Annotated in this window: 23 protein-coding genes; 8 read left to right on the top strand and 15 right to left on the bottom strand. The window is 71.7% G+C overall.

Features of this window, described 5'->3' with window-relative positions:
- Window position 1: 1 nt before the first annotated feature.
- The 6 genes from ACZYRU_RS15575 to uvrC form a co-directional block, all read right to left on the bottom strand.
- The gene (locus ACZYRU_RS15575; RefSeq protein WP_488957999.1) at window positions 2–1216 is read right to left on the bottom strand and encodes a phosphoglycerate kinase; all 1215 of its coding nucleotides are present in this window, start codon (window positions 1214–1216) and stop codon (window positions 2–4) included.
- A gap of 5 nt (window positions 1217–1221) precedes the next feature.
- Complete coding sequence (gap, locus tag ACZYRU_RS15580; protein ID WP_488958000.1) at window positions 1222–2220, bottom strand: type I glyceraldehyde-3-phosphate dehydrogenase; 999 nt, start codon at window positions 2218–2220, stop codon at window positions 1222–1224.
- Window positions 2221–2286: 66 nt separating this feature from the next.
- Window positions 2287–3273, bottom strand: a complete 987-nt coding sequence (gene whiA / locus ACZYRU_RS15585; RefSeq protein ID WP_179726255.1) for a DNA-binding protein WhiA — start codon at window positions 3271–3273, stop codon at window positions 2287–2289.
- A 31-nt stretch (window positions 3274–3304) separates the two neighbouring features.
- On the bottom strand, window positions 3305–4297 hold the full coding sequence (locus ACZYRU_RS15590; RefSeq protein WP_488958001.1) for a gluconeogenesis factor YvcK family protein: 993 nt from the start codon (window positions 4295–4297) through the stop codon (window positions 3305–3307).
- Window positions 4294–5160, bottom strand: coding sequence for an RNase adapter RapZ (rapZ, locus tag ACZYRU_RS15595; RefSeq protein WP_488958002.1), 867 nt, complete (start codon window positions 5158–5160; stop codon window positions 4294–4296). Before rapZ ends, ACZYRU_RS15590 begins: the two co-directional genes overlap by 4 nt.
- On the bottom strand, window positions 5153–7111 hold the full coding sequence (gene uvrC / locus ACZYRU_RS15600) for an excinuclease ABC subunit UvrC (protein ID WP_488958003.1): 1959 nt from the start codon (window positions 7109–7111) through the stop codon (window positions 5153–5155). Before uvrC ends, rapZ begins: the two co-directional genes overlap by 8 nt.
- A gap of 67 nt (window positions 7112–7178) precedes the next feature.
- Here uvrC and ACZYRU_RS15605 point away from each other — a divergent pair, with 67 nt between their 5' ends.
- Complete coding sequence (locus tag ACZYRU_RS15605; protein WP_488958004.1) at window positions 7179–8543, top strand: tetratricopeptide repeat protein; 1365 nt, start codon at window positions 7179–7181, stop codon at window positions 8541–8543.
- Complete coding sequence (locus ACZYRU_RS15610) at window positions 8501–9118, top strand: hypothetical protein (RefSeq protein WP_488958005.1); 618 nt, start codon at window positions 8501–8503, stop codon at window positions 9116–9118. Before ACZYRU_RS15605 ends, ACZYRU_RS15610 begins: the two co-directional genes overlap by 43 nt.
- On the opposite strand, the gene ACZYRU_RS15615 is transcribed toward ACZYRU_RS15610, so the two are convergent.
- Genes ACZYRU_RS15615 through uvrA form a run of 3 tightly spaced genes read right to left on the bottom strand, consistent with a single transcriptional unit; the run spans window position 9115 to window position 13074 of the window.
- The gene (locus ACZYRU_RS15615; protein WP_488958006.1) at window positions 9115–9531 is read right to left on the bottom strand and encodes a Rieske (2Fe-2S) protein; all 417 of its coding nucleotides are present in this window, start codon (window positions 9529–9531) and stop codon (window positions 9115–9117) included. The two genes, ACZYRU_RS15610 and ACZYRU_RS15615, sit on opposite strands and share 4 nt — an antisense overlap.
- On the bottom strand, window positions 9528–10007 hold the full coding sequence (locus tag ACZYRU_RS15620; protein ID WP_488958007.1) for a Rieske (2Fe-2S) protein: 480 nt from the start codon (window positions 10005–10007) through the stop codon (window positions 9528–9530). Before ACZYRU_RS15620 ends, ACZYRU_RS15615 begins: the two co-directional genes overlap by 4 nt.
- Window positions 10008–10041: 34 nt before the next feature.
- Window positions 10042–13074, bottom strand: coding sequence for an excinuclease ABC subunit UvrA (gene uvrA / locus ACZYRU_RS15625; RefSeq protein ID WP_488958008.1), 3033 nt, complete (start codon window positions 13072–13074; stop codon window positions 10042–10044).
- Window positions 13075–13222: 148 nt separating this feature from the next.
- Here uvrA and ACZYRU_RS15630 point away from each other — a divergent pair, with 148 nt between their 5' ends.
- Window positions 13223–13918 (top strand): maleylpyruvate isomerase family mycothiol-dependent enzyme, encoded by a 696-nt coding sequence (locus ACZYRU_RS15630; protein ID WP_488958009.1) that lies wholly within the window; start codon window positions 13223–13225, stop codon window positions 13916–13918.
- The gene (locus ACZYRU_RS15635; protein ID WP_488958010.1) at window positions 13915–14586 is read left to right on the top strand and encodes an MBL fold metallo-hydrolase; all 672 of its coding nucleotides are present in this window, start codon (window positions 13915–13917) and stop codon (window positions 14584–14586) included. The genes ACZYRU_RS15630 and ACZYRU_RS15635 overlap by 4 nt, the downstream gene beginning before the upstream one ends.
- A gap of 25 nt (window positions 14587–14611) precedes the next feature.
- On the opposite strand, the gene ACZYRU_RS15640 is transcribed toward ACZYRU_RS15635, so the two are convergent.
- Together ACZYRU_RS15640 and ACZYRU_RS15645 are read right to left on the bottom strand one after the other, a co-directional pair.
- Window positions 14612–14929, bottom strand: a complete 318-nt coding sequence (locus ACZYRU_RS15640; protein WP_488958011.1) for a hypothetical protein — start codon at window positions 14927–14929, stop codon at window positions 14612–14614.
- A gap of 177 nt (window positions 14930–15106) precedes the next feature.
- On the bottom strand, window positions 15107–15742 hold the full coding sequence (locus tag ACZYRU_RS15645; protein WP_488958012.1) for a DUF6338 family protein: 636 nt from the start codon (window positions 15740–15742) through the stop codon (window positions 15107–15109).
- On the opposite strand from ACZYRU_RS15645, the gene ACZYRU_RS15650 reads away from it, so the two are divergent.
- The gene (locus ACZYRU_RS15650; RefSeq protein ID WP_488958013.1) at window positions 15741–16268 is read left to right on the top strand and encodes an NUDIX hydrolase; all 528 of its coding nucleotides are present in this window, start codon (window positions 15741–15743) and stop codon (window positions 16266–16268) included. The genes ACZYRU_RS15645 and ACZYRU_RS15650 overlap by 2 nt on opposite strands.
- Here the strand turns inward: ACZYRU_RS15650 and ACZYRU_RS15655 are convergent.
- The gene (locus ACZYRU_RS15655; protein WP_488958014.1) at window positions 16262–16615 is read right to left on the bottom strand and encodes a hypothetical protein; all 354 of its coding nucleotides are present in this window, start codon (window positions 16613–16615) and stop codon (window positions 16262–16264) included. The genes ACZYRU_RS15650 and ACZYRU_RS15655 overlap by 7 nt on opposite strands.
- Before the next feature lie 45 nt (window positions 16616–16660).
- On the opposite strand from ACZYRU_RS15655, the gene ACZYRU_RS15660 reads away from it, so the two are divergent.
- A complete protein-coding gene (locus ACZYRU_RS15660; protein WP_488958015.1) occupies window positions 16661–17059 on the top strand; it encodes a VOC family protein in 399 nt (132 codons plus the stop codon).
- Here the strand turns inward: ACZYRU_RS15660 and ACZYRU_RS15665 are convergent.
- Window positions 17043–17660, bottom strand: a complete 618-nt coding sequence (locus ACZYRU_RS15665; RefSeq protein WP_488958016.1) for a DNA-3-methyladenine glycosylase I — start codon at window positions 17658–17660, stop codon at window positions 17043–17045. The genes ACZYRU_RS15660 and ACZYRU_RS15665 overlap by 17 nt on opposite strands.
- 45 nt (window positions 17661–17705) lie before the next feature.
- Between ACZYRU_RS15665 and ACZYRU_RS15670 the strand changes: the two genes are divergently transcribed.
- The gene (locus tag ACZYRU_RS15670; protein WP_488958017.1) at window positions 17706–19646 is read left to right on the top strand and encodes a GMC family oxidoreductase N-terminal domain-containing protein; all 1941 of its coding nucleotides are present in this window, start codon (window positions 17706–17708) and stop codon (window positions 19644–19646) included.
- Between the two features lie 77 nt (window positions 19647–19723).
- On the top strand, window positions 19724–20116 hold the full coding sequence (locus ACZYRU_RS15675) for a hypothetical protein (RefSeq protein WP_488958018.1): 393 nt from the start codon (window positions 19724–19726) through the stop codon (window positions 20114–20116).
- 118 nt (window positions 20117–20234) lie between these two features.
- Here ACZYRU_RS15675 and ACZYRU_RS15680 read toward each other — a convergent pair whose 3' ends face one another.
- On the bottom strand, window positions 20235–21332 hold the full coding sequence (locus ACZYRU_RS15680; RefSeq protein ID WP_488958019.1) for a 2Fe-2S iron-sulfur cluster-binding protein: 1098 nt from the start codon (window positions 21330–21332) through the stop codon (window positions 20235–20237).
- A 25-nt stretch (window positions 21333–21357) separates the two neighbouring features.
- Window positions 21358–21660, bottom strand: a complete 303-nt coding sequence (locus ACZYRU_RS15685; protein WP_488958020.1) for a hypothetical protein — start codon at window positions 21658–21660, stop codon at window positions 21358–21360.

Genomic DNA, 21660 nt, shown 5'->3' on the forward strand with positions numbered 1-21660 from the left:
GTCAGGCGCCTTCCTCTTCCAGGACCGGGCCTTCGAGAACGGTCAGGCCGGGCAGCTCCTTGCCCTCGAGGTACTCGAGGCTCGCGCCGCCGCCGGTCGAGATGTGGCCGAACGCGGCCTCGTCGAACCCGAGGGTGCGTACGGCGGCCGCGGAGTCGCCGCCGCCGACGACCGAGAGGCCGTCGATCTTCGTCAGCGCCTCGGCGACGGCACGGGTGCCCTCGGCGAAGGCGGGCTGCTCGAAGACGCCCATCGGGCCGTTCCAGAAGACCGTCCTCGCGTCCGCGAGTGCAGCCGCGAACGCGGCGCCGGACTCCGGACCGATGTCGAGGCCGAGGCTGTCGGCCGGGATGGCGTCGGCAGCGACGACGCGGGCGGAGGCCTCGTCGCCGAAGCTGTCGGCCACGACGATGTCGGTGGGCAGCACGATCTCGACGCCGAGCTCCTTCGCACGGGCCTGGTAGGCGCGCACGGTGTCGAGCTGGTCCTCCTCGAGCAGGCTGTTGCCCACCTCGAGGCCGTCGGCGTGCAAGAAGGTGAAGACCATGCCGCCGCCGATGAGCAGCTTGTCGGCCTTGCCGAGCAGGTTGTCGATCACGCCGAGCTTGTCGGAGACCTTCGAGCCGCCGAGCACGACGACGTACGGCCGCTCCGGGGCGACGGTGAGGCGACGCAGCACCTCGACCTCGGCGGCGACCAGGCCACCCATGGCGTGCGGGAGGCGCTGCGCCACGTCGTACACGCTGGCCTGCTTGCGGTGCACGACACCGAAGCCGTCGGAGACGAACGCGTCGGCGAGGCCGGCGAGCTGGTCGGCGAAGGCGCCGCGCTCGGTGTCGTCCTTGCTGGTCTCGCCGGCGTTGAACCGGACGTTCTCGAGCAGCGCGACCTGGCCGTCGGCGAGGCCGGCGACGATCTCCTGGGCGGAGGCGCCGACCGTGTCGGTGGCGAAGGCGACGGGTGCGCCGAGCAGGTCGCCGAGGCGGGCGGCGACCGGCGCCAGCGAGTACGCCGGGTCGGGCTCGCCCTTGGGACGGCCGAGGTGGGCGGTGACGACCACCCGGGCGCCCGCGTCGGCCAGCGCCTTGATGGTCGGGACGCTCGCGCGGATCCGGCCGTCGTCGGTGATCCGGGTGCCGTCGAGCGGCACGTTCAGGTCGGAGCGGACGAGGACGCGCTTGCCGCGGACGTCTCCGAGGCCGTTGAAGTCAGTCACAAGCGTCAGAGCGTAGCGCCGACGTGGACGATGAGGTCCGCCAGGCGGTTGGAGTAGCCCCACTCGTTGTCGTACCAGCCCGCGACCTTGACCTGGTTGCCGATCACCTTGGTCAGCGGCGCGTCGAAGATGCACGAGGCCGGGTTCGTGACGATGTCGGAGGACACGATCGGGTCGGTCGAGTACACGAGGTACCGGCCGTCGGCAGCCGCCTTCACGATCGCGTTGACCTCCTCCACACTGGTCTCCCGCGTGGCCTCGAACGACAGGTCGGTCAACGAGCCGGTCGGGGTCGGGACCCGCAGCGCGTACCCGTCGAGCCGACCCTTGAGCTCGGGCAGCACCAGCCCGATCGCCTTCGCCGCACCGGTCGAGGTCGGCACGATGTTGATCGCCGCCGCCCGCGCACGGCGCAGGTCCTTGTGGATGTTGTCCTGCAGGTTCTGGTCCGCGGTGTAGGCGTGCACCGTGGTCATCAGCCCGCTGACGATCCCGAGCCCGTCGTGCAGGGCCTTCGCCATCGGCGCCAGGCAGTTGGTCGTGCACGACGCGTTGGAGATGACGGTGTGTGCGGCCGGGTCGTAGACGTGGTCGTTGACGCCCATCACGATCGTCACGTCCTCGTTCGAGGCCGGCGCGGAGATGATCACCTTCTTCGCTCCCCCACCGTCCACGTGAGCACGCGCCTTGGTGGCATCGGTGAAGAAGCCGGTCGACTCCACCACGACGTCGACGCCGAGGTCGCCCCAGCGCAGGGCGGCCGGATCGCGCTCGGCGGAGACCTTGATGTCCGCACCACCGACGTGGATCGCACCCTCGCTCGCCCCGACCTCGGCATCGAGGGGACCGAGGATCGAGTCGTACTTCAACAGGTGGGCCAGGGTCGCGGTGTCCGTCAGGTCGTTGACACCGACGATCTCGATGTCCGCACCGCTCGCGCGCACCGCGCGGAAGAAGTTGCGGCCGATCCGACCGAATCCGTTGATGCCTACGCGAACAGTCACTGCGAACCTCCAGGGAGAGCGAGACCTTGCCGGTCCTCCGACCCTATCCCGGAGGTTCCAACTCCGTCAGGCGTCGCCGGCCAACATCTCGGGCGTCAGCGACGCCTCGGTGTCGGGGATGCCGAGCTCCTCGGCGCGCTTGTCGGCCATGGCGAGCAGCCGGCGGATCCGGCCGGCGATGGCGTCCTTCGTGAGGACCGGGTCGTGCAGCTGGCCGAGCTCCTCGAGCGAGGCCTGCTTGTGCTCGAGTCGCAGCTCGCCGGCCATCTTCAGGTGGTCGGGGACCTCGTCGCCGAGGATCTCCATGGCGCGGTCCACCCGGGCGCCCGCAGTCACCGCGGCGCGGGCGGAGCGGCGCAGGTTGGCGTCGTCGAAGTTGGCGAGCCGGTTGGCGGTGGCCCGGACCTCGCGCCGCATCCGGCGCTCCTCCCACGCCATCAGCGTCTCGTGCGCGCCGAGCCGGGCGAGCAGCTGACCGATGGCGTCACCGTCGCGGATGACCACGCGGTCGACGCCGCGGACCTCACGGGCCTTGGCCTGGATGCCGAGCCGGCGGGCGACACCCACGAGGGCGAGCGCGGCCTCGGAGCCGGGGCAGGTCACCTCGAGGGACGACGAGCGACCGGGCTCGGTGAGCGAGCCGTGGGCCAGGAAGGCGCCGCGCCACGCGGCCACGGCGTCGCAGGCCCCGCCGGACACGACGGCCGGCGGGAGGCCGCGGACGGGACGACCGCGCTGGTCGAGCAGTCCGGTCTGGCGGGCCAGCGCCTCGCCGTCCTTGACCACCCGGACGATGTAGCGGCTGCCCTTGCGCAGGCCGTTGCCCTGCACCATGACGACCTCGGAGCCCTGGCCGTAGATCTCCGAGATGTCCTTGCGGAGGCGCCGGGCGGCGGCACCGGTGTCGAGCTCGGCCTCGACGACGATCCGGCCGCCGACGATGTGCAGTCCCCCGGCGAAGCGCAGCATCGAGGCGACCTCGGCCTTGCGGCAGCAGACCTTCGTCACCGGGATGTTGGCGAGCTCCGCCTTGACCTGTGCCGTCATCGCCATAGGGGCGATCCTCCCACGTGGGTCAACAACCTCAACCGGCGATGCCGAAGACCTGGGCGTACGCCGTGGCGAGCCTCACGGGATCGTGTCGCGGTGTGCCGTCGCCGACGGCGAGGTCGTCGACGACCAGCCGGGCACCGAGCGCCGCCACGGTCTCCTCGAGCTCTCCCAGGTCCTCGGCGACCGAGTCACGGTCGGCGAGCACGACGTCGATGCCGAGGTCGGGGGCGTGCTCGGCCAGCACGGCCAGGTGGTCGGCCGGGCCGAAGCCGCCGGTCTCGCCGGCCTGCTCCTCGAGGTTGAGCACGACGACCACCCGGGCGTCCGTGGCGACCAGCGCCTGCCGCAGCCGCGGGACGAGCAGGTGCGGGAGCACGCTGCTGAACCACGAACCCGGTCCGAGGACCACCCAGTCGGCCGCGGTGATCGCCTCGACGACGGCCGGGCTCACCTCCGGGTCGGCGGGCTCGAGCGCGATCTCGGTGATCACGCCGCCGGTGGTGGCGACCTCGACCTGTCCGCGCACCGAGGTCAGTGCGTCCGGGTCCGCGGCGACCAGGCCGCGCACCTCGGCGGTGATGTCCATCGGCGTCATCGCCATCGGCAGCACGCGCCCCTTGGCGCCCAGCAGGCGGCCGACCCAGTCGAGGGCGTCGACGTGGTCACCGAGCAGCTCCCACAGGCCCACGATCAGCAGGTTGCCGACCACGTGGCCACGCATCTCGCCGTCGCCCTCGAAGCGGTGCTGCAGCACCTTCGCCCAGGTGTCGCCCCACTCGTCGTCGCCGCACAGCGCAGCCAGCGCCATGCGCAGGTCGCCCGGCGGCAGCACGCCGAACTCGCCGCGCAGCCGTCCGGACGAGCCGCCGTTGTCGGCGACCGTGACGACAGCGGTCAGCTCGTCGACGGTGAGGTCGTCGACGAGGTGGCGCAGCGCGCTGAGCGAGGCATGCAGGCCGTGCCCGCCACCGAGCGCGACGACCGCCTGTGCCCGCTGGTCCGCCCCGAGGAAGTCCGAGCTCACTCGCGCCCCAGGTCGCGGTGGATGGCGCGGGCGACGTACCCCTGCTCCCCCAGCCGACGGGCGATCTCCTCGGTCATCGCCACGCTCCGATGCTTGCCGCCCGTGCAGCCGATCGCGATCCGCATGAACCGCTTGCCCTCACGCAGGTAGCCCTCGGCGACCCCGGACAGCAGCGGCACGTAGGCGTCGACGAACTCCGCTGCGCCCGGCCGGCCGAGGACGTACGCCGACACCTCGGCGTCCTGGCCGGTGCGGGGCCGCAGCTCGGGGACCCAGTGCGGGTTGGGCAGGAAACGCATGTCGGCCATGTGGTCGGCGTCGACGGGGATGCCGTACTTGAAGCCGAAGCTGATCACCGAGACCCGCAGCCGCGTGGTCTCGGGGGTGCCGAAGGACTCGGCGATCCGGTCGGTGAGCTGGTGCACGTTGAGGCTGCTGGTGTCGATGACCAGGTCGGCCTCCGAGCGCAGGTCGGCGAGCACGACGCGCTCGCGGTGCAGCCCGTCGAGCAGCCGGCCGCCCTCCTGCAGCGGGTGCGGGCGGCGGGCCGCCTCCTGACGGCGGACCAGCACCTCGTCGGTGGCGTCGAGGAAGACCAGCGTGGTCACCCGACCCGCGACGCCGTGGGCGATCGCGCTGCGCAGGCCCTGGAAGAAGGAGCCGGACCGGACGTCGACCACGACGGCGACCGGCTGGGCCGGGCCGTGGCTCTCGTCGACGAGGCGCACCACCTCCGGCAGCAGGCTGGGCGGGAGGTTGTCGACGACGAAGAAGCCGAGGTCCTCGAGCTCCTTGGCCGCGGTGCTGCGGCCGGCACCGGTCATGCCGGTGACGACCACGAGCTGCCCGTGCGTCTCATCCATGGGCGTCATTGTGCCCACTGTCGCCGCCCAGGGCCTCCTTGATGGCGGTGGCCGTGCGCGGCCCCACCCCGGGAACGGCGGCGATCTCCTCCACGGTGGCAGCGCGCAGCTTGCGCAGGGAGCCGAAGTGGCGCAGCAGGGTCTTGCGGCGTACCTCTCCGAGGCCGGGTACGTCGTCGAGCAGGCTCTCGACCATCGACTTCGAGCGCCGGTTGCGGTGGTGCGTGATCGCGAACCGGTGTGCTTCGTCGCGGACCCGCTGCAGCAGGTAGAGGCCCTCGGAGGTGCGCGGCAGGATGACTGGATCCTCCTCGCCCGGGACCCAGACCTCCTCGAGGCGCTTGGCCAGGCCGCAGACCGGGATGTCGTCGATGCCGAGCTCGTCGAGCGCGCGCTGGGCGGCGGCGACCTGGGGCGCACCGCCGTCGACGACGACGAGGCCCGGGGCGTAGGCGAACTTCCGCGGCCGGCCGGTGTCGGGGTCGACCAGCATCGGGCCGGTGCCTGCATCGGGGTCGCCGGGTCGCAGTTCCGAGCGCGCCTGCTCGTCGAGCAGCCGGCGGAACCGGCGGGTGATCACCTCGTGCATGGCCTTGACGTCGTCGGAGCCGTCCTGGTCCTTGATCACGAACCGGCGGTACTCCCCCTTGCGGGCCAGCCCGTCCTCGAACACCACCATCGACGCGACGATCTCGGTGCCCTGGATGTGGGAGACGTCGTAGCACTCGATCCGGAGCGGCGCCTCGTCGAGCTCGAGGGCCTCCGCGATCTCGGCGAGCGCGATGTTGCGGGTGGTCAGGTCGCTGGCGCGCTTGGTCTTGTGCAGCGCGAGCGACTCGGTGGCGTTGCGGGCCACGGTCTCCTGCAGGGTCTTCTTGTCGCCGCGCTGCGGGACCCGGATCTCCACCTTCGAGCCACGCAGGTCCGAGAGCAGCTGCTCGAAGGTGGCATGCTCGGCCGGCAGGGCGGGGACCAGGATCTCGCGGGGTACGGCGTCGCGGACGTCCTCGGGCGCGACGCCGGCGTACAGCTGGAGCAGGAAGTCCTCGACCAGGGCGGCGGTGTCGCCGTCGTCGGTGCGGTCGGCGACCCAGCCGCGTTGGCCGCGGATCCGGCCGCCACGCACGTAGAAGACCTGCACCGCGACCTCGAGCGGGTCCTCGGCCAGCGCGATCACGTCGGCGTCCGAGCCGTCGCCGAGCACCACGGCCTGCTTCTCGAGCGCCTTGTTCATCGCGCCGAGGTCGTCGCGCAGCCGGGCGGCCTTCTCGAAGTCGAGGGCGTCGGAGGCGGCGTACATCTCCTGCTCGATCCGCTTCATGAACGGACGCGTGCGCCCGGCCATGAACTCGCAGAAGTCGTCGACGATCGCGCGGTGGTCCTCGGGCGAGATGTTGCCGACGCAGGGCGCCGAGCACTTGTCGATGTAGCCGAGCAGGCAGGGGCGCCCGATCTGGCTGGACCGCTTGAACACGCCGTTGCTGCACGAGCGCATCGGGAAGACCCGCAGCAGGATGTCCACCGTCTCGCGGATCGCCCACGCGTGGCCGTAGGGTCCGAAGTAACGGGTCCCCTTGCGCTTCGCACCGCGCCCGACCATCACCCGCGGGAAGTCCTCGGAGACGGTGACGGCCAGCCACGGGTAGGACTTGTCGTCGCGGTACTTCACGTTGAACCGCGGGTCGTACTCCTTGATCCAGGAGTACTCCAGCTGCAGCGCCTCGACCTCGGTCCCCACGACCGTCCACTCCACCGAGGTCGCGGTCGTGACCATGGTCGCGGTGCGCGGGTGCAGGTTGGCGATGTCCTGGAAGTACGACGACAGCCGGGCGCGCAGGTTCTTCGCCTTGCCGACGTAGATCACCCGCTGGGTCCGGTCGCGGAACCGGTAGACGCCCGGCTGGGTGGGGATCGAACCGGGTTTCGGCCGGTAGCTCAGCGCGGGTGCCACGACACCAACCCTACGGAGCGGTGCCGACATCGCTTTATTCTCGTTAGTCACGTGCTTTACTACAGTTATGCGATGTCGGGATGCCTACGGCTACGAGCTCACCACTGGACCCCTGGCCGCCGACGCCTACGTCGGCGGGATCCGTGACCTTCTGCGACTGCGCACCGGCGCAGCCGACCGGATCGCCACCTCCCTGGCCCTCGACCCGACCTTCGCGCTCGGGCACGCGGCGCTCGCGCTGCTCGGTCACGAGATGTGCGTCCAGGTCGACATCGCGGCCCGGCTCGCCGACGCCCGGCTGCACGCCGCCCGGGCGACGGAGCGGGAGCGCAGCCACGTGCACGCGATCGAGCAGCACCTGCTCGGCGATCCGGCACCGCTGGTGGCCCACCTGGCGTCGTACCCGAGGGATGCGCTGCTGCTCTCGGTGGCCATGCCGACCATCGCGTTCGCAGGCGTCACCGATGTCCCGCAGCAGGCCTGGCGGATCGTCGAGGACGCGGCGCCGGCGTACGGCGACGACCCGTGGATCACCGGCCTGATGGCGTTCGTGCGCCAGGAGCAGCGCCGCTTCGACGAGGCGATGGACCTCTCCTGCCAGTCGCTGGCGGCGGAGCCGTCCGGCGGGCACGCGGCCCACGCCCGCGCGCACGCCCACTACGAGACCGGCGACCACGCCGCCGGCCTGTCCTGGATGGACCGTTGGATCGCCGGTGACGGCGCCGCCACCGACAGCCTCACGCACTTCTCCTGGCACGCCGCGCTGCACGAGCTCTCGATCGGCGACCTGGCGGCGGTCCGGGCCCGCTACGAGAGCCAGCTCCAGCCGCGGCAGGCCGTCGGGTGCCGCGCACTCGTGGACAGCGGGTCGCTGCTGTTCCGCTGGGCGATCACGCCGGACGCGACCGACGTACCAGCCATCGAGGAGGTCGTCGCCGTCACCGGCCGCGACGTGCTGGAGCGCCCCGGGACGGCGTTCCTCGGCCTGCACGCCGCTGTCGCGCTGCTGGCGACCGGCGACCGGGTCGGCCTGCGCAACCTGGCCGCCTGGTGCGCCCAGCACCCCGGGGCGACCCACCGCGAGGTGGTCGCGCCCCTCGCCACCGCGCTCGGCCTGCTCGCCGCGGGTCGCTGCTCGGCCGCCGCCGACCGGCTGGCCGCCCTGGCGTCGTCGACCTGGCGGCTCGGCGGATCCGACGCCCAGCGCGAGATCGTCGAGGAGGCCCGGATCGCGGCACTGCTCCGGGCCGGCCGGTACGACGAGGCGCGGCAGGTGCTCGACGCGCGACTGGACCGGCGGGCGTCTCCGCGTGACCGGAACTGGCGCGCGACGGCCGCTGCTCGTGGGATCGTGCTGCCACCCCGCAGCCGTACCGAGGAGCAGCACCCGTGGCCCACCTTCGCCTCCTCCGGCTCGTCACCCTCGCGCTGAGCGCTGCCGTCGCGGCCGGATGCGGCCCCGTCGCGACCACGTCGCTCGACTCGGCGCCCACCCCGACCCCTCCAACCAGGCCGGCGGAGGCCCCGACGAGCTCTGCCCAGCCGACGGTTGTGCCGAGCGTTGCACCCGCGGCGCAGCGGATCGCGGACGGCTTCGTCCGGTTCGCGAGCGGCAGCGCAGACGTGGGCGAGGCGCCGCTGGCGGACCGGGTCGGTCTCGGTCTCGGCCCGCGCGTGCTCGAGACCGTCCCCCGCTCCCGCCTCGGCGACCGCGCAGCGTGGGATGTCGAGCTCGACGGCTACGCCGCCGCCACGGGCACGGCCAACGCGCTCGCCATGGTCCGGGATGCCCAACGGTCCGGGCGGTCGTTGGCCGTGACGACAAGACCCCACGCCCACTGCGCATCGCCCCCGATGCCCGTGCCGTCCGGGCACGAGGCGGACACCCTGGTCGCGATCCAGCCGGCCGAGGAGGACATCGACTCGTGCCTCGACTGGTTCAGCGTGGACCTGTTCGTCCGCGACGACCGGATCGCGGCCGTGACGCTCTCGCTCTGGGAGCCCTAGACTGCGAGGATCTTGTCGCCGTCGACCCTGATCTCGACCTTCGCCAGCGCCGACGGCGCCGGACCGCCCTCGACCGCACCCGTGGTGGCGGAGTACGACGAGCCGTGGTTGGCGCAGTGGATGGTGCCGTTGTCGACCGAGGTCACGAGCAGGCCCTGGTGGGTGCACACGGCGCTGAAGGCGTCGTACGTCCCCGCGGTGGGCTGGGTGATCACGACTTTCTGGTCGGCCAGGATGATGCCGCCGCCGACTGGGATCTCCGACGTCGTCGCGAGCTCGGTGCCGGCGGTGACCTTCGTCTTCGTCGAGCCGCCGTCGCTGCCGGCACACCCGGCCAGGGCTGCGGCGACGCCGAGCGCGCCGAGGCCGGAGAACACGATGCGCCGGCTGGCGCGGACCTCACCGAGCGTCATGCGCGCTGCACCTGCCCGTCGACGACGGTCACCGCGACCGCGGCCAGTGGTGCGCTCGCCGGGCCGCTCTCCACGGACCCGTCGGCCGCGGAGAACAGGCTGTTGTGGCACGGGCAGTGGATCGAGCCGTCGGCCACCGACCCGACCAGGCAGCCCTGGTGGGTGCACAGCGCGGCGAACGCCTTGAACTCCCCCGCGGCGGGCTGGGTCACCACCAGCTCGTCGGCCTTGAGCACCACGCCCCCGCCGACCGGTACGTCGGCCGCGGCGACCAGACCCGTCGCGGATCCGGAGCCGGCGCTCGGCGTACCGGTGGCCGCGGTGGGCTCCGGCGCCGGTGCCGACGAGGTCGGGTCGGCGGGCACCGGGTCGGTGGCGGCGGTCGAGTCGTCACTGCAGGCCGCCAGCAGGGGTACGCCGACACCGAGCGTGGCGGCGCCCGTGAGAGCCCGCCTCCTGCTCACCGAGGAAGTCATGGACGTCAGGCTACGGTCCGCTCCTGAGAGCGACCTATGAGCTCGCGCGGGCTGTGGTCTTCTTCGCGGCCGCCTTCTTGGCGGGCGCCTTCTTCACCGCCGTCTTCTTGGCAGCCGTCTTCTTGGCAGCGGCCTTCTTGGCCGGCGCCTTCGTGGCCGGGGCGGGAGCCCGCTTGAGACCCGTGGGCTGGCGCGCGGAGCGGCCCTCGAGCAGCGGCCGCAGGAAGGTTCCGGTGTGGCTGGCGGGCGTGGCGGCGATGTCCTCGGGCGTGCCCTCGGCGACGACGGTGCCGCCGCGCGAGCCGCCCTCGGGACCCATGTCGATCAGCCAGTCGGCGGTCTTGATGACATCGAGGTTGTGCTCGATGACCAGGACCGTGTTGCCCTTGTCGACCAGGCCGGACAGCACGCCGAGCAGCTTGCGGATGTCCTCGAAGTGCAGACCCGTGGTCGGCTCGTCGAGGACGTAGACCGTGCGGCCGGTCGACCTCTTCTGCAGCTCGGCGGCGAGCTTGACCCGCTGCGCCTCACCGCCCGACAGCGTGGTGGCCGGCTGCCCGAGGCGGACGTATCCCAGGCCGACCTCGGTCAGCGTCGTCATGTGCCGCGCGATCGCGGGCACGGCCGCGAAGAACTCCTGGGCCTCCTCGATCGGCATGTCGAGGACCTCGGCGATGGTCTTGCCCTTGTAGTGGACCTCGAGCGTCTCGCGGTTGTAGCGGGCGCCGTGGCAGACCTCGCACGGGACGTAGACGTCCGGGAGGAAGTTCATCTCGATCTTGATCGTGCCGTCGCCGGCGCACGCCTCGCAGCGACCGCCCTTGACGTTGAACGAGAACCGGCCCTGCTGGTAGCCGCGCATCTTCGCCTCCGGCGTCTGCGCGAACAGCTTGCGGACGTGGTCGAAGACGCCGGTGTACGTCGCCGGGTTGGACCGCGGGGTGCGGCCGATCGGCGACTGGTCGACGTGGATCACCTTGTCGACGTGCTCGAGGCCGGTGATCTTCTGGTGGCGCCCCGGGATGGCGCGGGCGTTGTAGATCTGCTTGGCCAGCGAGGTGTAGAGGATGTCGTTGACCAGCGTGGACTTGCCGGAGCCGGAGACGCCGGTGACGGCGGTGAACACACCGAGCGGGAAGGCGACGTCGACGTTCTGGAGGTTGTGCTCGCGGGCACCGATCACCTTGAGCTCACGGCCCTTGGTACGCGGACGGCGGACGACGGGCACGGGGATCTCGCGGCGACCGGAGAGGTACTGCCCGGTCATCGAGTCGGGGTGCTCGAGCAGGTCCTTGACCGTGCCGGAGTGGACCACCTGGCCGCCGTGCTCGCCGGCGCCGGGGCCGATGTCGACGATCCAGTCGGCCACCCGGATGGTGTCCTCGTCGTGCTCGACGACGATCAGCGTGTTGCCGAGGTCCTTGAGCCGGACGAGGGTCTCGATCAGCTTCTGGTTGTCGCGCTGGTGGAGGCCGATGGACGGCTCGTCGAGCACGTAGAGGACGCCGACCAGGCCGGCGCCGATCTGGGTCGCGAGCCGGATCCGCTGGGCCTCGCCGCCCGACAGCGAGCCCGAGGGCCGGTCGAGGGAGAGGTAGTCGAGGCCGACGTCGAGCAGGAAGTTGAGCCGCTCCTGGATCTCCTTGAGCACCCGTTCGCCGATCTGGCGCTCGCGGGTCGACAGGTCGAGGTCGGCGAGGTAGGCGGCGGCCTCGTTGATCGGCAGCGCACAGACCTCGGCGATGTTCTTGCCCCCGGTGCCGTTGACGCTGTCGCGGGCACCGAGGGTCACCGACATCGACACCGGCTTGAGCCGGCTGCCGGCGCACACGGGGCACGGGACCTCACGCATGAAGCCCTCGAACCGCTCGCGGCTGGTGTCGCTCTCGGCCTCGCGGTGCCGGCGCTCGACGTACGTGCGCACGCCCTCGAAGTCGGCGTAGTAGGACCGCTCGCGGCCGTAGCGGTTGCGGGTGACCACGTGCACCTTGGTCGAGTGGCCCTCGAGGATCGACTTGCGGGCCTTCGGCGGGAGCTGCTCCCACGGGGTGTCGACGTCGAACCCGAGCTCCTCGCCGAGCGCGATGAGCAGCCGGCCGAAGTAGTCGGCGACATGGGCGTGGCTCCACGGCTGCAGCGCGCCCTCGGCCAGGGTGGCGGTCGGGTCGGGGACGACCAGCTCGGGGTCGACCTCCATCCGGGTGCCCAGGCCGGTGCAGGCCGGGCACGCGCCGAACGGCGAGTTGAAGGAGAAGGAGCGCGGCTCGAGGTCGTCGGTCTCGATGGGGTGCTCGTTGGGGCACGCCATCTTCTCGGAGAACTTGAGCTCCTGGCCCCCGGGCTCGGTGCTGTCGACGAGGTCGAACACGACGAGGCCGCCGGCCAGGCCGAGCGCGGTCTCGACCGAGTCGGTGAGCCGACGTTTCGCGGACTCCTTGACCGCGAGCCGGTCGACGACGACCTCGATCGTGTGCTTGTACTTCTTGTCGAGCGTGGGCGGGGTGTCGAGGTTGTGGGTCTCGCCGTCGACCCGCGCCCGGGAGAAGCCCTGGGCCTGCAGCTGCCGGAACAGCTCGACGAACTCGCCCTTGCGGCCGCGGACGACCGGCGCCAGCACCTGGAACCGGGTGCCCTCCTCGAGGGCCATCATCCGGTCGACGATCTGCTGCGGGGTCTGCCGCTCGATCGGGGCGCCGCAGGTCGGGCAGTGCGCGCGGCCGGCGCGGGCGTAGAGCAGGCGGAGGTAGTCGTAGACCTCGGTGATGGTGCCGACGGTCGAGCGCGGGTTCTTGCTGGTCGACTTCTGGTCGATCGAGACCGCGGGCGAGAGGCCCTCGATGAAGTCGACGTCGGGCTTGTCCATCTGGCCCAGGAACTGGCGGGCGTACGCCGACAGCGACTCGACGTAGCGCCGCTGGCCCTCGGCGAAGATCGTGTCGAACGCGAGGCTGGACTTGCCCGAGCCGGACAGGCCCGTGAACACGATGAGGGAGTCGCGGGGAAGGTCGATCGAGACGTCCTTGAGGTTGTGCTCGCGTGCCCCACGGATGATCAGCTGATCGGTCACTACCGTTCCCTCTTGAGAGTCTCGACGTCTTCGAACAAGTGTTCGTCATCGTACGCCGGCAGGCAAGCCGCCGCGCACAGGGAACAGCCTCTCACCCGCCACCGACACCGGCCCTGTCCAGGCTGGCCGAGGTGTGGATGATGGGGTCGTGACCTCCCCCACCGCCGCCCTCGCCGCGGCCACCGACCGGCTGCTCACCACCGCCCGCGCGCTGCCCACCGCCGACTGGGCCGCCCCGTCGCTGTGCGCCGGCTGGACCCGCGGCCACGTACTCGCCCACCTCGCCCTCAACGCCGAGGGCCTCGCCAGCGTGCTCCGCGGGATCCGCGACGGCGCACCCGCGACCATGTACCCCTCCGACGACGCCCGCGACGGCGACATCGACGCACTGGCCGAGGCCGCTCCGGACGAGGTGCTCGAGCGCCTGGTCGCCGGCTGCGCCTCGCTTGCCGCGGTGCTGGACGTCGCCGCCGGACTGACCGCGGGCACCACCTTCGAGCGGACGCCGGGTGGGCGGCTGATGCCGGCGGACGGCGTACCGCACCTGCGCCTGCGCGAGGTCGAGATCCACCACGCCGACCTCGGCGCCGGCTACTCCGCGTCCGACTGGCCGCCCACGACCGCGATGGCGTTCCTGCACGACGACGCCCAGCGGTACGACGGCCCCGGCTTCCACGTCGTCGCGACCGACGAGCCCGCCCGCTGGGCCTTCGGCTCCCCCGCCGCCGGCGCCCTCACCGTCAGCGGCCCGCTCGGCGCCCTCGCCTGGTGGGCGACCGGCCGGGACGCGGCGCCAGTAGTCTCGAGCACGACCGGAACGCTGCCGAGCCTGGAGGGACGATGAGCTACACCGGAGAGGTCACCGCCGGCGGCGCCGCCGACGTACGCGAGCTGGCCGGGCTGACCATCACGAAGGTCGCCGTCGACGAGAAGATGTCGAACAACTGCTACCTGCTGCGGTGCACCGACACCGGCGACCAGGTGCTCATCGACGCCGCCGCAGCGCCCGAGACGTTGCTGCCGCTCATCGGAGCCGGTGGGTTGTCGGCCGTCGTCACCACGCACCAGCACTGGGACCACCACCGGGCCCTGGCGGACGTCGTACGGGAGACGGGGGCTGTCGTGGTCGCCGGCGATCCCGACGCCGACGCCATCACCGAGCAGACCGGCGTCCCGGTCGACCGCCGCGTCACCGACGGCGACACCGTGGCCGTCGGCTCCTGCGAGCTCGAGGTCATCCGGATCACCGGCCACACCCCCGGCTCGATCTGCCTGCTCTACCGCGACCCCGCCGGCCACCCGCACCTGTTCACCGGCGACTCGCTCTTCCCCGGGGGCGTCGGCGGGACGTTCGGCGACGCCGACGCGTTCGTGTCGCTGATCGGCGACGTCGAGACCAAGCTGTTCGGCACGCTCCCCGACGACACCTGGTTCTACCCGGGTCACGGCAACGACTCGCAGCTCGGCGTCGAGCGGCCGCACGTCGCGGAGTGGCGCGAGCGGGGCTGGTGACCCGTACGGGCGTCGAACACGTCGTTCAGACGAGCTGAACCAGCAACGTCCCGACGACGAACCCCGCACACAGCGCCCGCTGCGCCCACCGCAACCGCACCAGCCGCGCGTCGTCGACCTTCGCGCCACCGATCAGCAGTCGACGTCGGCGCAGAAGGATCAGCGCCATCAGGAGCGGGAACCCGACCATCGCCACGGCCTGGCCGTACCCGGTGCCGCCGAGCGCGATGATGACCGCCGAGACGACGGCGACCGGCCACAGCGCGGTCCAGGCGAGCTCCTTCGCCTCGGGTGGCCGCTCAGTGCGGGCGCGCCAGTCCTGGAAGGACTCCGTCGCTGTCACGCCGATTTCGGCGCGGGCTTCGCAGAGTCCTTCGGCCGCATGCCGGGCGCAGCCCCGCGTGGCGGAGGCGGAAAGTCCGTGACCAATCGCGACGACGACGGGTAGCCACCGCGTGTCTCAGTTGCCCGCGGGCTGCGGGCAACCGACACCGACTGATTCCGTGCCATGCCAGTTCTCCTAGAAGTCGATGAACTCAAGATACTCGACCTCCTCCCACCGGACGAGGATGCCGCCGTCGACCAGCACGGGCTTTCCCTCAGCGCCGAACAGGAACTCGCCGCTGTCAGGGTCGGTGGCGACGATCGTCGACAGGAAGAGGTCCTGGTCCTCGGGACAACCGGCTGAGTACGAGCGAAGACCACCGGTTGACCTTCCGAACCCTCCGCCCAGCCACGCTCCGGACTTCAGCCGGATCCTGACCCAACCTTCGCGATTGCCCTGAAAGAGGTAATCCCAGGCGCGCGGCGCCGGATTCGGACCGGTGAACCAATGCGCCCACGACCGTTCGGCACTGCTCGCCCTTCCGATCACCGAGACTGCGCCGAGAGGCACCAGCACGTAGCCGGAGGCCGCCGCCCACAGCCACCACGGTGCTCGTCCGGCCAGCACATCGGGCCAGGCCGAGGTCCAGACCGAGTAGGTCGCCGGAGCGCACAGGACGCGGAAGATCGCCGACACGCCGACGAAGCGCAGGAGCCGATCGCTCAGGCCGACGCCCCATCGCCCGACGACGCGCTCGAAGGCCCAGATGTAGAGCGCACCCGGGACCAGAGCGATCACCACGACCGCGACGGCCTGAAAGGATGTCGGCATGCCTGGACCGTCGCACGAAGGCTCGACACACTCCGCCGAGGAGCAGGTCGCCCTGTACGGCGACGACGGCCGCCCGACGGGAGAGGCGGTGCCGCGCTCGGAGATGCGCGCCCGCAACCTCCACCACGCGGCGACCCTGGTCGTCGTGCGCAACAGCGCGGGCGAGGTCTACGTCCACCGGCGCACCGACACCAAGGACGTGTTCCCCGGCCGCTACGACTTCGCGGCCGGCGGGGTGCTCCAGGCCGGCGAGGACCCGTACGACGCCGCGGTGCGCGAGGCGGCCGAGGAGCTCGGGGTGACCGAGGTCGAGCTGGAGGCGATCGGCGAGGACGACTACGCCGACGCGCACACGTCGTACCACGCGTTCGCCTACACGTGCGTCTACGACGGGCCGATCACCTGGCAGGCCGAGGAGGTCGCCTGGGGCGAGTGGGTGAGCATCGAGCGGCTCCGGGAGATGCTGGCGACGCTGGAGTTCGTGCCGGACACGGTGGCGGTGCTGGGCGACCGGCTGGGTCACTGACCGTAGGTGTAGCGCAGCTCCGCGAAGAACAGCTCACTCAACCGGCGCCGACGCGCACTCAGCAGCGACTCGTCGGCCGGCTCGGGCGAGAGCCAGACGTACTCCAGTCTCGAGTCGTCGCAGTCGGCCCCGACCTCCAGGACGATCCGGTCGCCCGGGCGGTCCGGCCACAGCGACGACCAGACGACTCGCTCGTTCTCGACCGCCTCGAGCACCGTCGGCCACTGCTCGTCGCGCCGCAGGTCGAGCCACACCCGGAAGCCCTCCCGGCGGGGCGCCACAAGGTCGGCGTACAGGAAGCGGACCGGCGGCGGGAGTCGCTTGCGTCGGCGGGCCAGTTCCTCCATGCGGCGAGCCTACTCAGCGCCCCGCCGCTGTGGCAGGCTCGAACCGTGACCTCCGTGACCTCGCTCGCCACCGCCATGTTCACCGTCGCCGACCAGGACGCGGCCGTCGCGTTCTACACCGGCACCCTCGGCTGGGACCTGCGCTCCGACGTCGCGTTCGGCGAGGGGGACACCGCGGGGCGCTGGGTCGAGGTCGCACCTCCCGGCTCGGTCGCGGTGCTGGCGCTGAACGTGGCCTGGGACGGCTCGGCGACCGGCGGCGGCGCCGTCGGCGTGGAGGCCACCGACGTCCTCGGCGAGCGTGCTCGCCTCGAGCAGGCGGGCGTCGCGGTCGGCGAGCTCATGGGCGGGGAGGGCGCCGTGCCGATGATGTTCTCCGTCGCCGATGCCGACGGCAACACGATCTGGGTGGTCCAGGCGGAGCCCGTCACGCCGGAGGCGTGAACCCGGCCCGCGCCTGAGCGACCTCCTCCCGGGTGACGCACCCGGCGACGTGGTCGTTGACCAGTCCCATCGCCTGCATGAACGCGAACGCGGTGGTCGGCCCGACGAACCTCCAGCCCCGCTTCTTCAGGTCCTTCGACATGGCGACGGCGGCCGGAGATGTCGTCAGCGTCTGCGGCTCCCCGAGCTCGGACAGTGGAGGCTCGAACCCCCAGAAGTACGCCGCCAGCGAGCCCCGCTCCTCGATCAGCTCGAGCGCGCGCCCGGCGTTGTTGATCACCGCCTCGATCTTGCCGCGGTGCCGGACGATCCCGGCGTCGGCGAGCAGCCGGGCGACGTCACGCTCGTCGTACCCGGCCACCGTCTCAAGGGAGAAGCCGGAGAAGGCCGCACGGAACGCCGGGCGCTTCACCAGGATCGTGCGCCAGCTCAGCCCGGACTGGAAGCCCTCGAGACTGACCTTCTCGAACAGCCGCCGGTCGTCGACGACGGGGAAGCCCCACTCGGTGTCGTGGTAGGCCGGGAACTCCGGGGCGCTGACCGCCCAGGGGCAGCGGGGCAGGCCGTCGGGACCGGGCACGGCAGCACTCGGGGCAGTCATGCCGAGACCCTCCCACGGGCCACCGACACGCCCTAAAGTCCCGTCATGGCGTTCGCTGCGCGGCAGGTCAGGGCCATGGGCCTCATCGCTGACACCTTTGCCCCCGGTGGCGACGGTGTCCCGACCCCGACCGAGGTCGGCGCCCACGAGCTGGCCCTGCGGATCGCGGAGGCCAACCCGCGCACCGGAGAGGTCCGGCAGCTGCGGGCGCTCCTCGACGCGTGGGACAGCCGAGCCCTCGGCATGGCCCTCACGGGACGCCCGCGCCGCTTCTCCGAGCTCGACCGGGCAGCGCGTGAGCAGCTGCTGCTGTCACTCTCCGACAGCCGGATCGGCGCCAAGCGGGTGCTCTTCCAGGGTCTCAAGACCGCGAGCCTCCTCCCCTACTACATGACCGGCGGCCAGGCGCTGTGGGACGAGATGGGCTTCCCGGGCCCGCTCGGCGTCCGCGCCGACCCGCCGACGCCCGTGGTGCGGCCGATGCCGCTCACCCACGACACCACGATGAGCTGCGACGTGGTCGTCGTGGGGTCGGGAGCGGGTGGCGGTACGGCGGCCGGGGTCCTGGCCGCGGCCGGGCTCGACGTCGTGGTGCTCGAGGCCGGCGGGATGCACGACGAGCGGCACTTCGACGGCAGCGAACAGACCGGCTTCCTGGAGCTCTACGCACTCAGTCCCCAGTCCACGGCCGAGGGCCAGGTGGCTCTGCTGGCCGGGCGCGGGCTCGGCGGCGGCACCGTCGTCAACTACTCGACGTCGTTCCGCACACCCGACCGCGTGCGCGAGGAGTGGGCCGGGCACGGCGTACCCCAGTTCGCGACGGCGGAGTACGCCGCCTCGATGGACGCCGTCTGCACCCGGCTCGGCGTCAACACCGACCACGACAAGGCAGCCCCGCGCGACGCGATCCTCGAGCGGGGTGCGCAGGCACTGGGGTGGGACGTGGCGGCCATGCCGCGCAACGTGATCGGCTGCGACCAGGACGTCGAGTGCGGGCGGTGCGGGATGGGCTGCCGGCTCGGGGCGAAGCAGTCGACGGCGAAGACCTGGCTCGAGGACGCCGCCCACGCCGGGGCCCGGATCTGCACCGGCGTCACGGTCCGCACCGTCACCACCAGCTTCGGCCGCGCGACCGGCGTCGAGGGAGTCACCGCTGACGGGCACCGGGTCCAGGTGCGCGCTCGCGCGGTCGTGGTCGCCGCGGGCGCGATCCAGACCCCCGCGCTGCTCCAGCGCAGCGGGCTCACCAACCCCAACATCGGTCGCCACCTGCGTCTCCACCCCGCCACCGCCGTCTGGGGACGGATGGAGGAGCCGGTCGACGGGTGGATCGGCGCCATGCAGAGCCGGTACGTCGACGCGCTCACCGACCTCGACGGCGACGGCTACGGCGTGCTGTTCGAGACCGCTCCCCTCACGCCGGCGTTCGGCACCGGCTTCGTCAACTGGCGCGGTGCCGACGACTTCCGACGCCGCATGAACGAGCTGCGGCACACCCTCGGCGTCGCGGTGATCGTCCGGGACCGTGACCCCGGCGGCACGGTGCAGGTGGACCGGCGCGGGGAGCCGGTGGTCCGCTACCAGCTGTCCCCGCGCGACACCGACCACCTGGTCCAGGGCCTGGTCGGCGGCGCCCGGATCGCCGAGGCGGCCGGCGCCCGCTGGATCGCGTCGACCCACCACCGCACCGTCAGCTACGAGCCCGGAGTCCGCGGCTCGGTCGCCTCGTTCGAGCAGGACCTGCGCACCGCCGGCGCCGCGCCGGCCACCCTCGCCCTGGCAGCGCTCCACATCATGGGCTCCGCGCGGATGGGTGGCTCCCGGGACACGTCCGCGGTCGACCCGGACGGGCGGACCTGGGACGTCGAGGGCCTGTACGTCGCCGACGGCTCGTGCTTCCCGACCGCCTCCGGCGTCAACCCGATGATCTCGATCGAGTCGATCGCCCACATGACGGCGACCCGGCTGGCGTCGCGAATGTCCTGAGGTCCGATGTAACGCTCCGACGCGATGGCGACATGTACCGGGTGAAGAACGATTCGACCAACGAAGGAGCGTCTCCCATGACTCTCGCCCGTACCGCCGCTGCCGCGGCCGTGCTCGCACTCGGCTTCACCGTCGCGCCGCTCACCAGCGCCGTTGCCGCGCCGCCCACCGACGCACCGTGCGCGAAGGAGCAGGCGCAGCTCGACAAGGCGCAGGCCAAGCTCGAGTCGCTGACCGCGAAGCTCGCCGCCAAGAAGGAGGCGATCGCCGAGGCGAAGGCCGAGGTCAAGGCGTCCGACACGGCCAAGGAGAAGCGCAACGCCCAGGCCGCGCTCGCCACGGCCAAGGAGAAGAAGCAGCACGTCCAGAAGGCCAAGAAGTTCCAGGTGCAGCGCGTCGAGCACGCCCAGAAGCGCCTCGACAAGTGCACGGCCGCCCACCCGGCGCCCGCGCCGGCTCCGACCGCCTGAGGCCGGTAGCCACACAGACCGACGGCCGCCGGCTGCATCCTAGGGGGGTGCAGCCGGTGGCCGTCGTCGTTTCTCCCGGCATGGTGGCGCGACCAGGACGCGACGCGCTCGCGCCGATCTACGAGTAGCTGACCTTGACCGTGTCGGTCAGCGGGACGGACTGGCAGCCCAGCCGGATGCCGTCCTCGAGGTCGTCGCTGTCGAGCACGTCGTTGTAGATCATCTTGACGTCACCCTCGATCAGCCGGATCGCGCAGGCCGAGCACTCGCCCTCACGGCAGGAGTACGGCGCCTTGACGCCCTTCGCCTCCAGGAAGTCGAGCATCTTGGTGCGCGGGTCCCAGTCGTCGAAGGTGTACTCCTCGCCGTCCAGCTCGACCTCGAGCTTGACCGGGCCGGCCGGGGCGTCGGCGAAGACGTCGGCAGCGGGGCCGTCGTCGTCGGACTCGGCGAGGGCGATCTCGGCCTCGACGGCCTGGAGCTCCTCGAGGTCACCGAACGGGTTGCCGCCCAGCGAGACGAACTTCTCCTGGTGGCGCAGGCTGCGGGGCACCTCGAGGTCCTTGAGGACCGTGGTGACCATCTTCATGAACGGCGCCGGGCCGCACACGAACGAGTCGAAGCCGCCGTACTGGGACGCGAAGGCCTTCATCTGGGCCTCGGTCGGCAGGCCCTGGACGGACTCGAGCCAGTGGATGACCTGCAGCCGGTCGGGGTTCTCGGCGGCCAGGCGGGTGAGCTCGTCGGCGAAGATGACCGACTTCTCGTCGCGGTTGGCGTAGAACACCACGATCTGGCCCTTGCCGTGGGCGAGGGCGGTGCGGGTGATCGACATGATCGGCGTCACACCGGAGCCGCCCGCGAACAGCAGCAGGTCGGCGTCGATCGACGCCGGTGTGAAGATGCCGGACGGCGGCAGCACGCGCAGCGTGTCGCCGACCTTCAGGTTGTCGCAGATCCAGTTCGACGCGTAGCCCTCGGCCGTGCGCTTCACGGTGACCGTGAGCGGTCCACCGTCGTGGGGGCTGCTGGACAGCGAGTAGCACCGGGCCGCGATGCCGGTCTGGTCACTCGGCACCGCCACGGTCAGGAACTGGCCGGGCTTGTAGTCGAACCTCTCCTCGGCGCCCGCGGGCGCGGCGAAGCTGATCGACTTCGCGTCGGCGGTCTCCTCGACCACACCGACGACGTCCAGCACGAAGGACTCGATGTCCACGGAACTCCCCTAGTTCAAAGATGGCTCAGTAGCCGTCGTACGCGCCGACCGGGACATCTCCGGCCCGGACGGCGTCGTCGATGCTAGCCATCAGCCGCGCGCACGGCTTGTGCACGTCCCGTCCGCCGGGACGCTGATCTCGTCGCACGAACTCTTGACAGGCGGACCTGGCCTCTGCGCTCCATTGCACGGAGGTCTGGTGGTCGCTGTTCTTCTTGACCCGTACCTTCGCCAGGCAGTCCAGGCAGGCCACGTCGACCAGCCGGTCCTCCGTGTAGTGCCGGAGGTCCTCGAGGGTCTCCTCGCTGGTCGGGACGAACGACGCCAT

The sequence above is a fragment of the Nocardioides sp. F233 genome, assembly GCF_057813895.1.

Excerpts from the sequence above, each read along its gene's own strand:
- ACZYRU_RS15675 (WP_488958018.1), top strand. The coding sequence starts at position 19,724 with ATGACTCTCGCCCGTACCGCCGCTGCCGCGGCCGTGCTCGCACTCGGC.
- ACZYRU_RS15650 (WP_488958013.1), top strand. The coding sequence starts at position 15,741 with ATGCCTGGACCGTCGCACGAAGGCTCGACACACTCCGCCGAGGAGCAG.
- ACZYRU_RS15645 (WP_488958012.1), bottom strand. The coding sequence starts at position 15,742 with ATGCCGACATCCTTTCAGGCCGTCGCGGTCGTGGTGATCGCTCTGGTC.
- whiA (WP_179726255.1), bottom strand. The coding sequence starts at position 3,273 with ATGGCGATGACGGCACAGGTCAAGGCGGAGCTCGCCAACATCCCGGTG.
- ACZYRU_RS15615 (WP_488958006.1), bottom strand. The coding sequence starts at position 9,531 with ATGACGCTCGGTGAGGTCCGCGCCAGCCGGCGCATCGTGTTCTCCGGC.
- ACZYRU_RS15620 (WP_488958007.1), bottom strand. The coding sequence starts at position 10,007 with ATGACTTCCTCGGTGAGCAGGAGGCGGGCTCTCACGGGCGCCGCCACG.
- ACZYRU_RS15655 (WP_488958014.1), bottom strand. The coding sequence starts at position 16,615 with ATGGAGGAACTGGCCCGCCGACGCAAGCGACTCCCGCCGCCGGTCCGC.
- ACZYRU_RS15670 (WP_488958017.1), top strand. The coding sequence starts at position 17,706 with ATGGCGTTCGCTGCGCGGCAGGTCAGGGCCATGGGCCTCATCGCTGAC.
- ACZYRU_RS15635 (WP_488958010.1), top strand. The coding sequence starts at position 13,915 with ATGAGCTACACCGGAGAGGTCACCGCCGGCGGCGCCGCCGACGTACGC.
- ACZYRU_RS15665 (WP_488958016.1), bottom strand. The coding sequence starts at position 17,660 with ATGACTGCCCCGAGTGCTGCCGTGCCCGGTCCCGACGGCCTGCCCCGC.
- rapZ (WP_488958002.1), bottom strand. The coding sequence starts at position 5,160 with ATGGATGAGACGCACGGGCAGCTCGTGGTCGTCACCGGCATGACCGGT.
- ACZYRU_RS15605 (WP_488958004.1), top strand. The coding sequence starts at position 7,179 with ATGCGATGTCGGGATGCCTACGGCTACGAGCTCACCACTGGACCCCTG.
- ACZYRU_RS15685 (WP_488958020.1), bottom strand. The coding sequence starts at position 21,660 with ATGGCGTCGTTCGTCCCGACCAGCGAGGAGACCCTCGAGGACCTCCGG.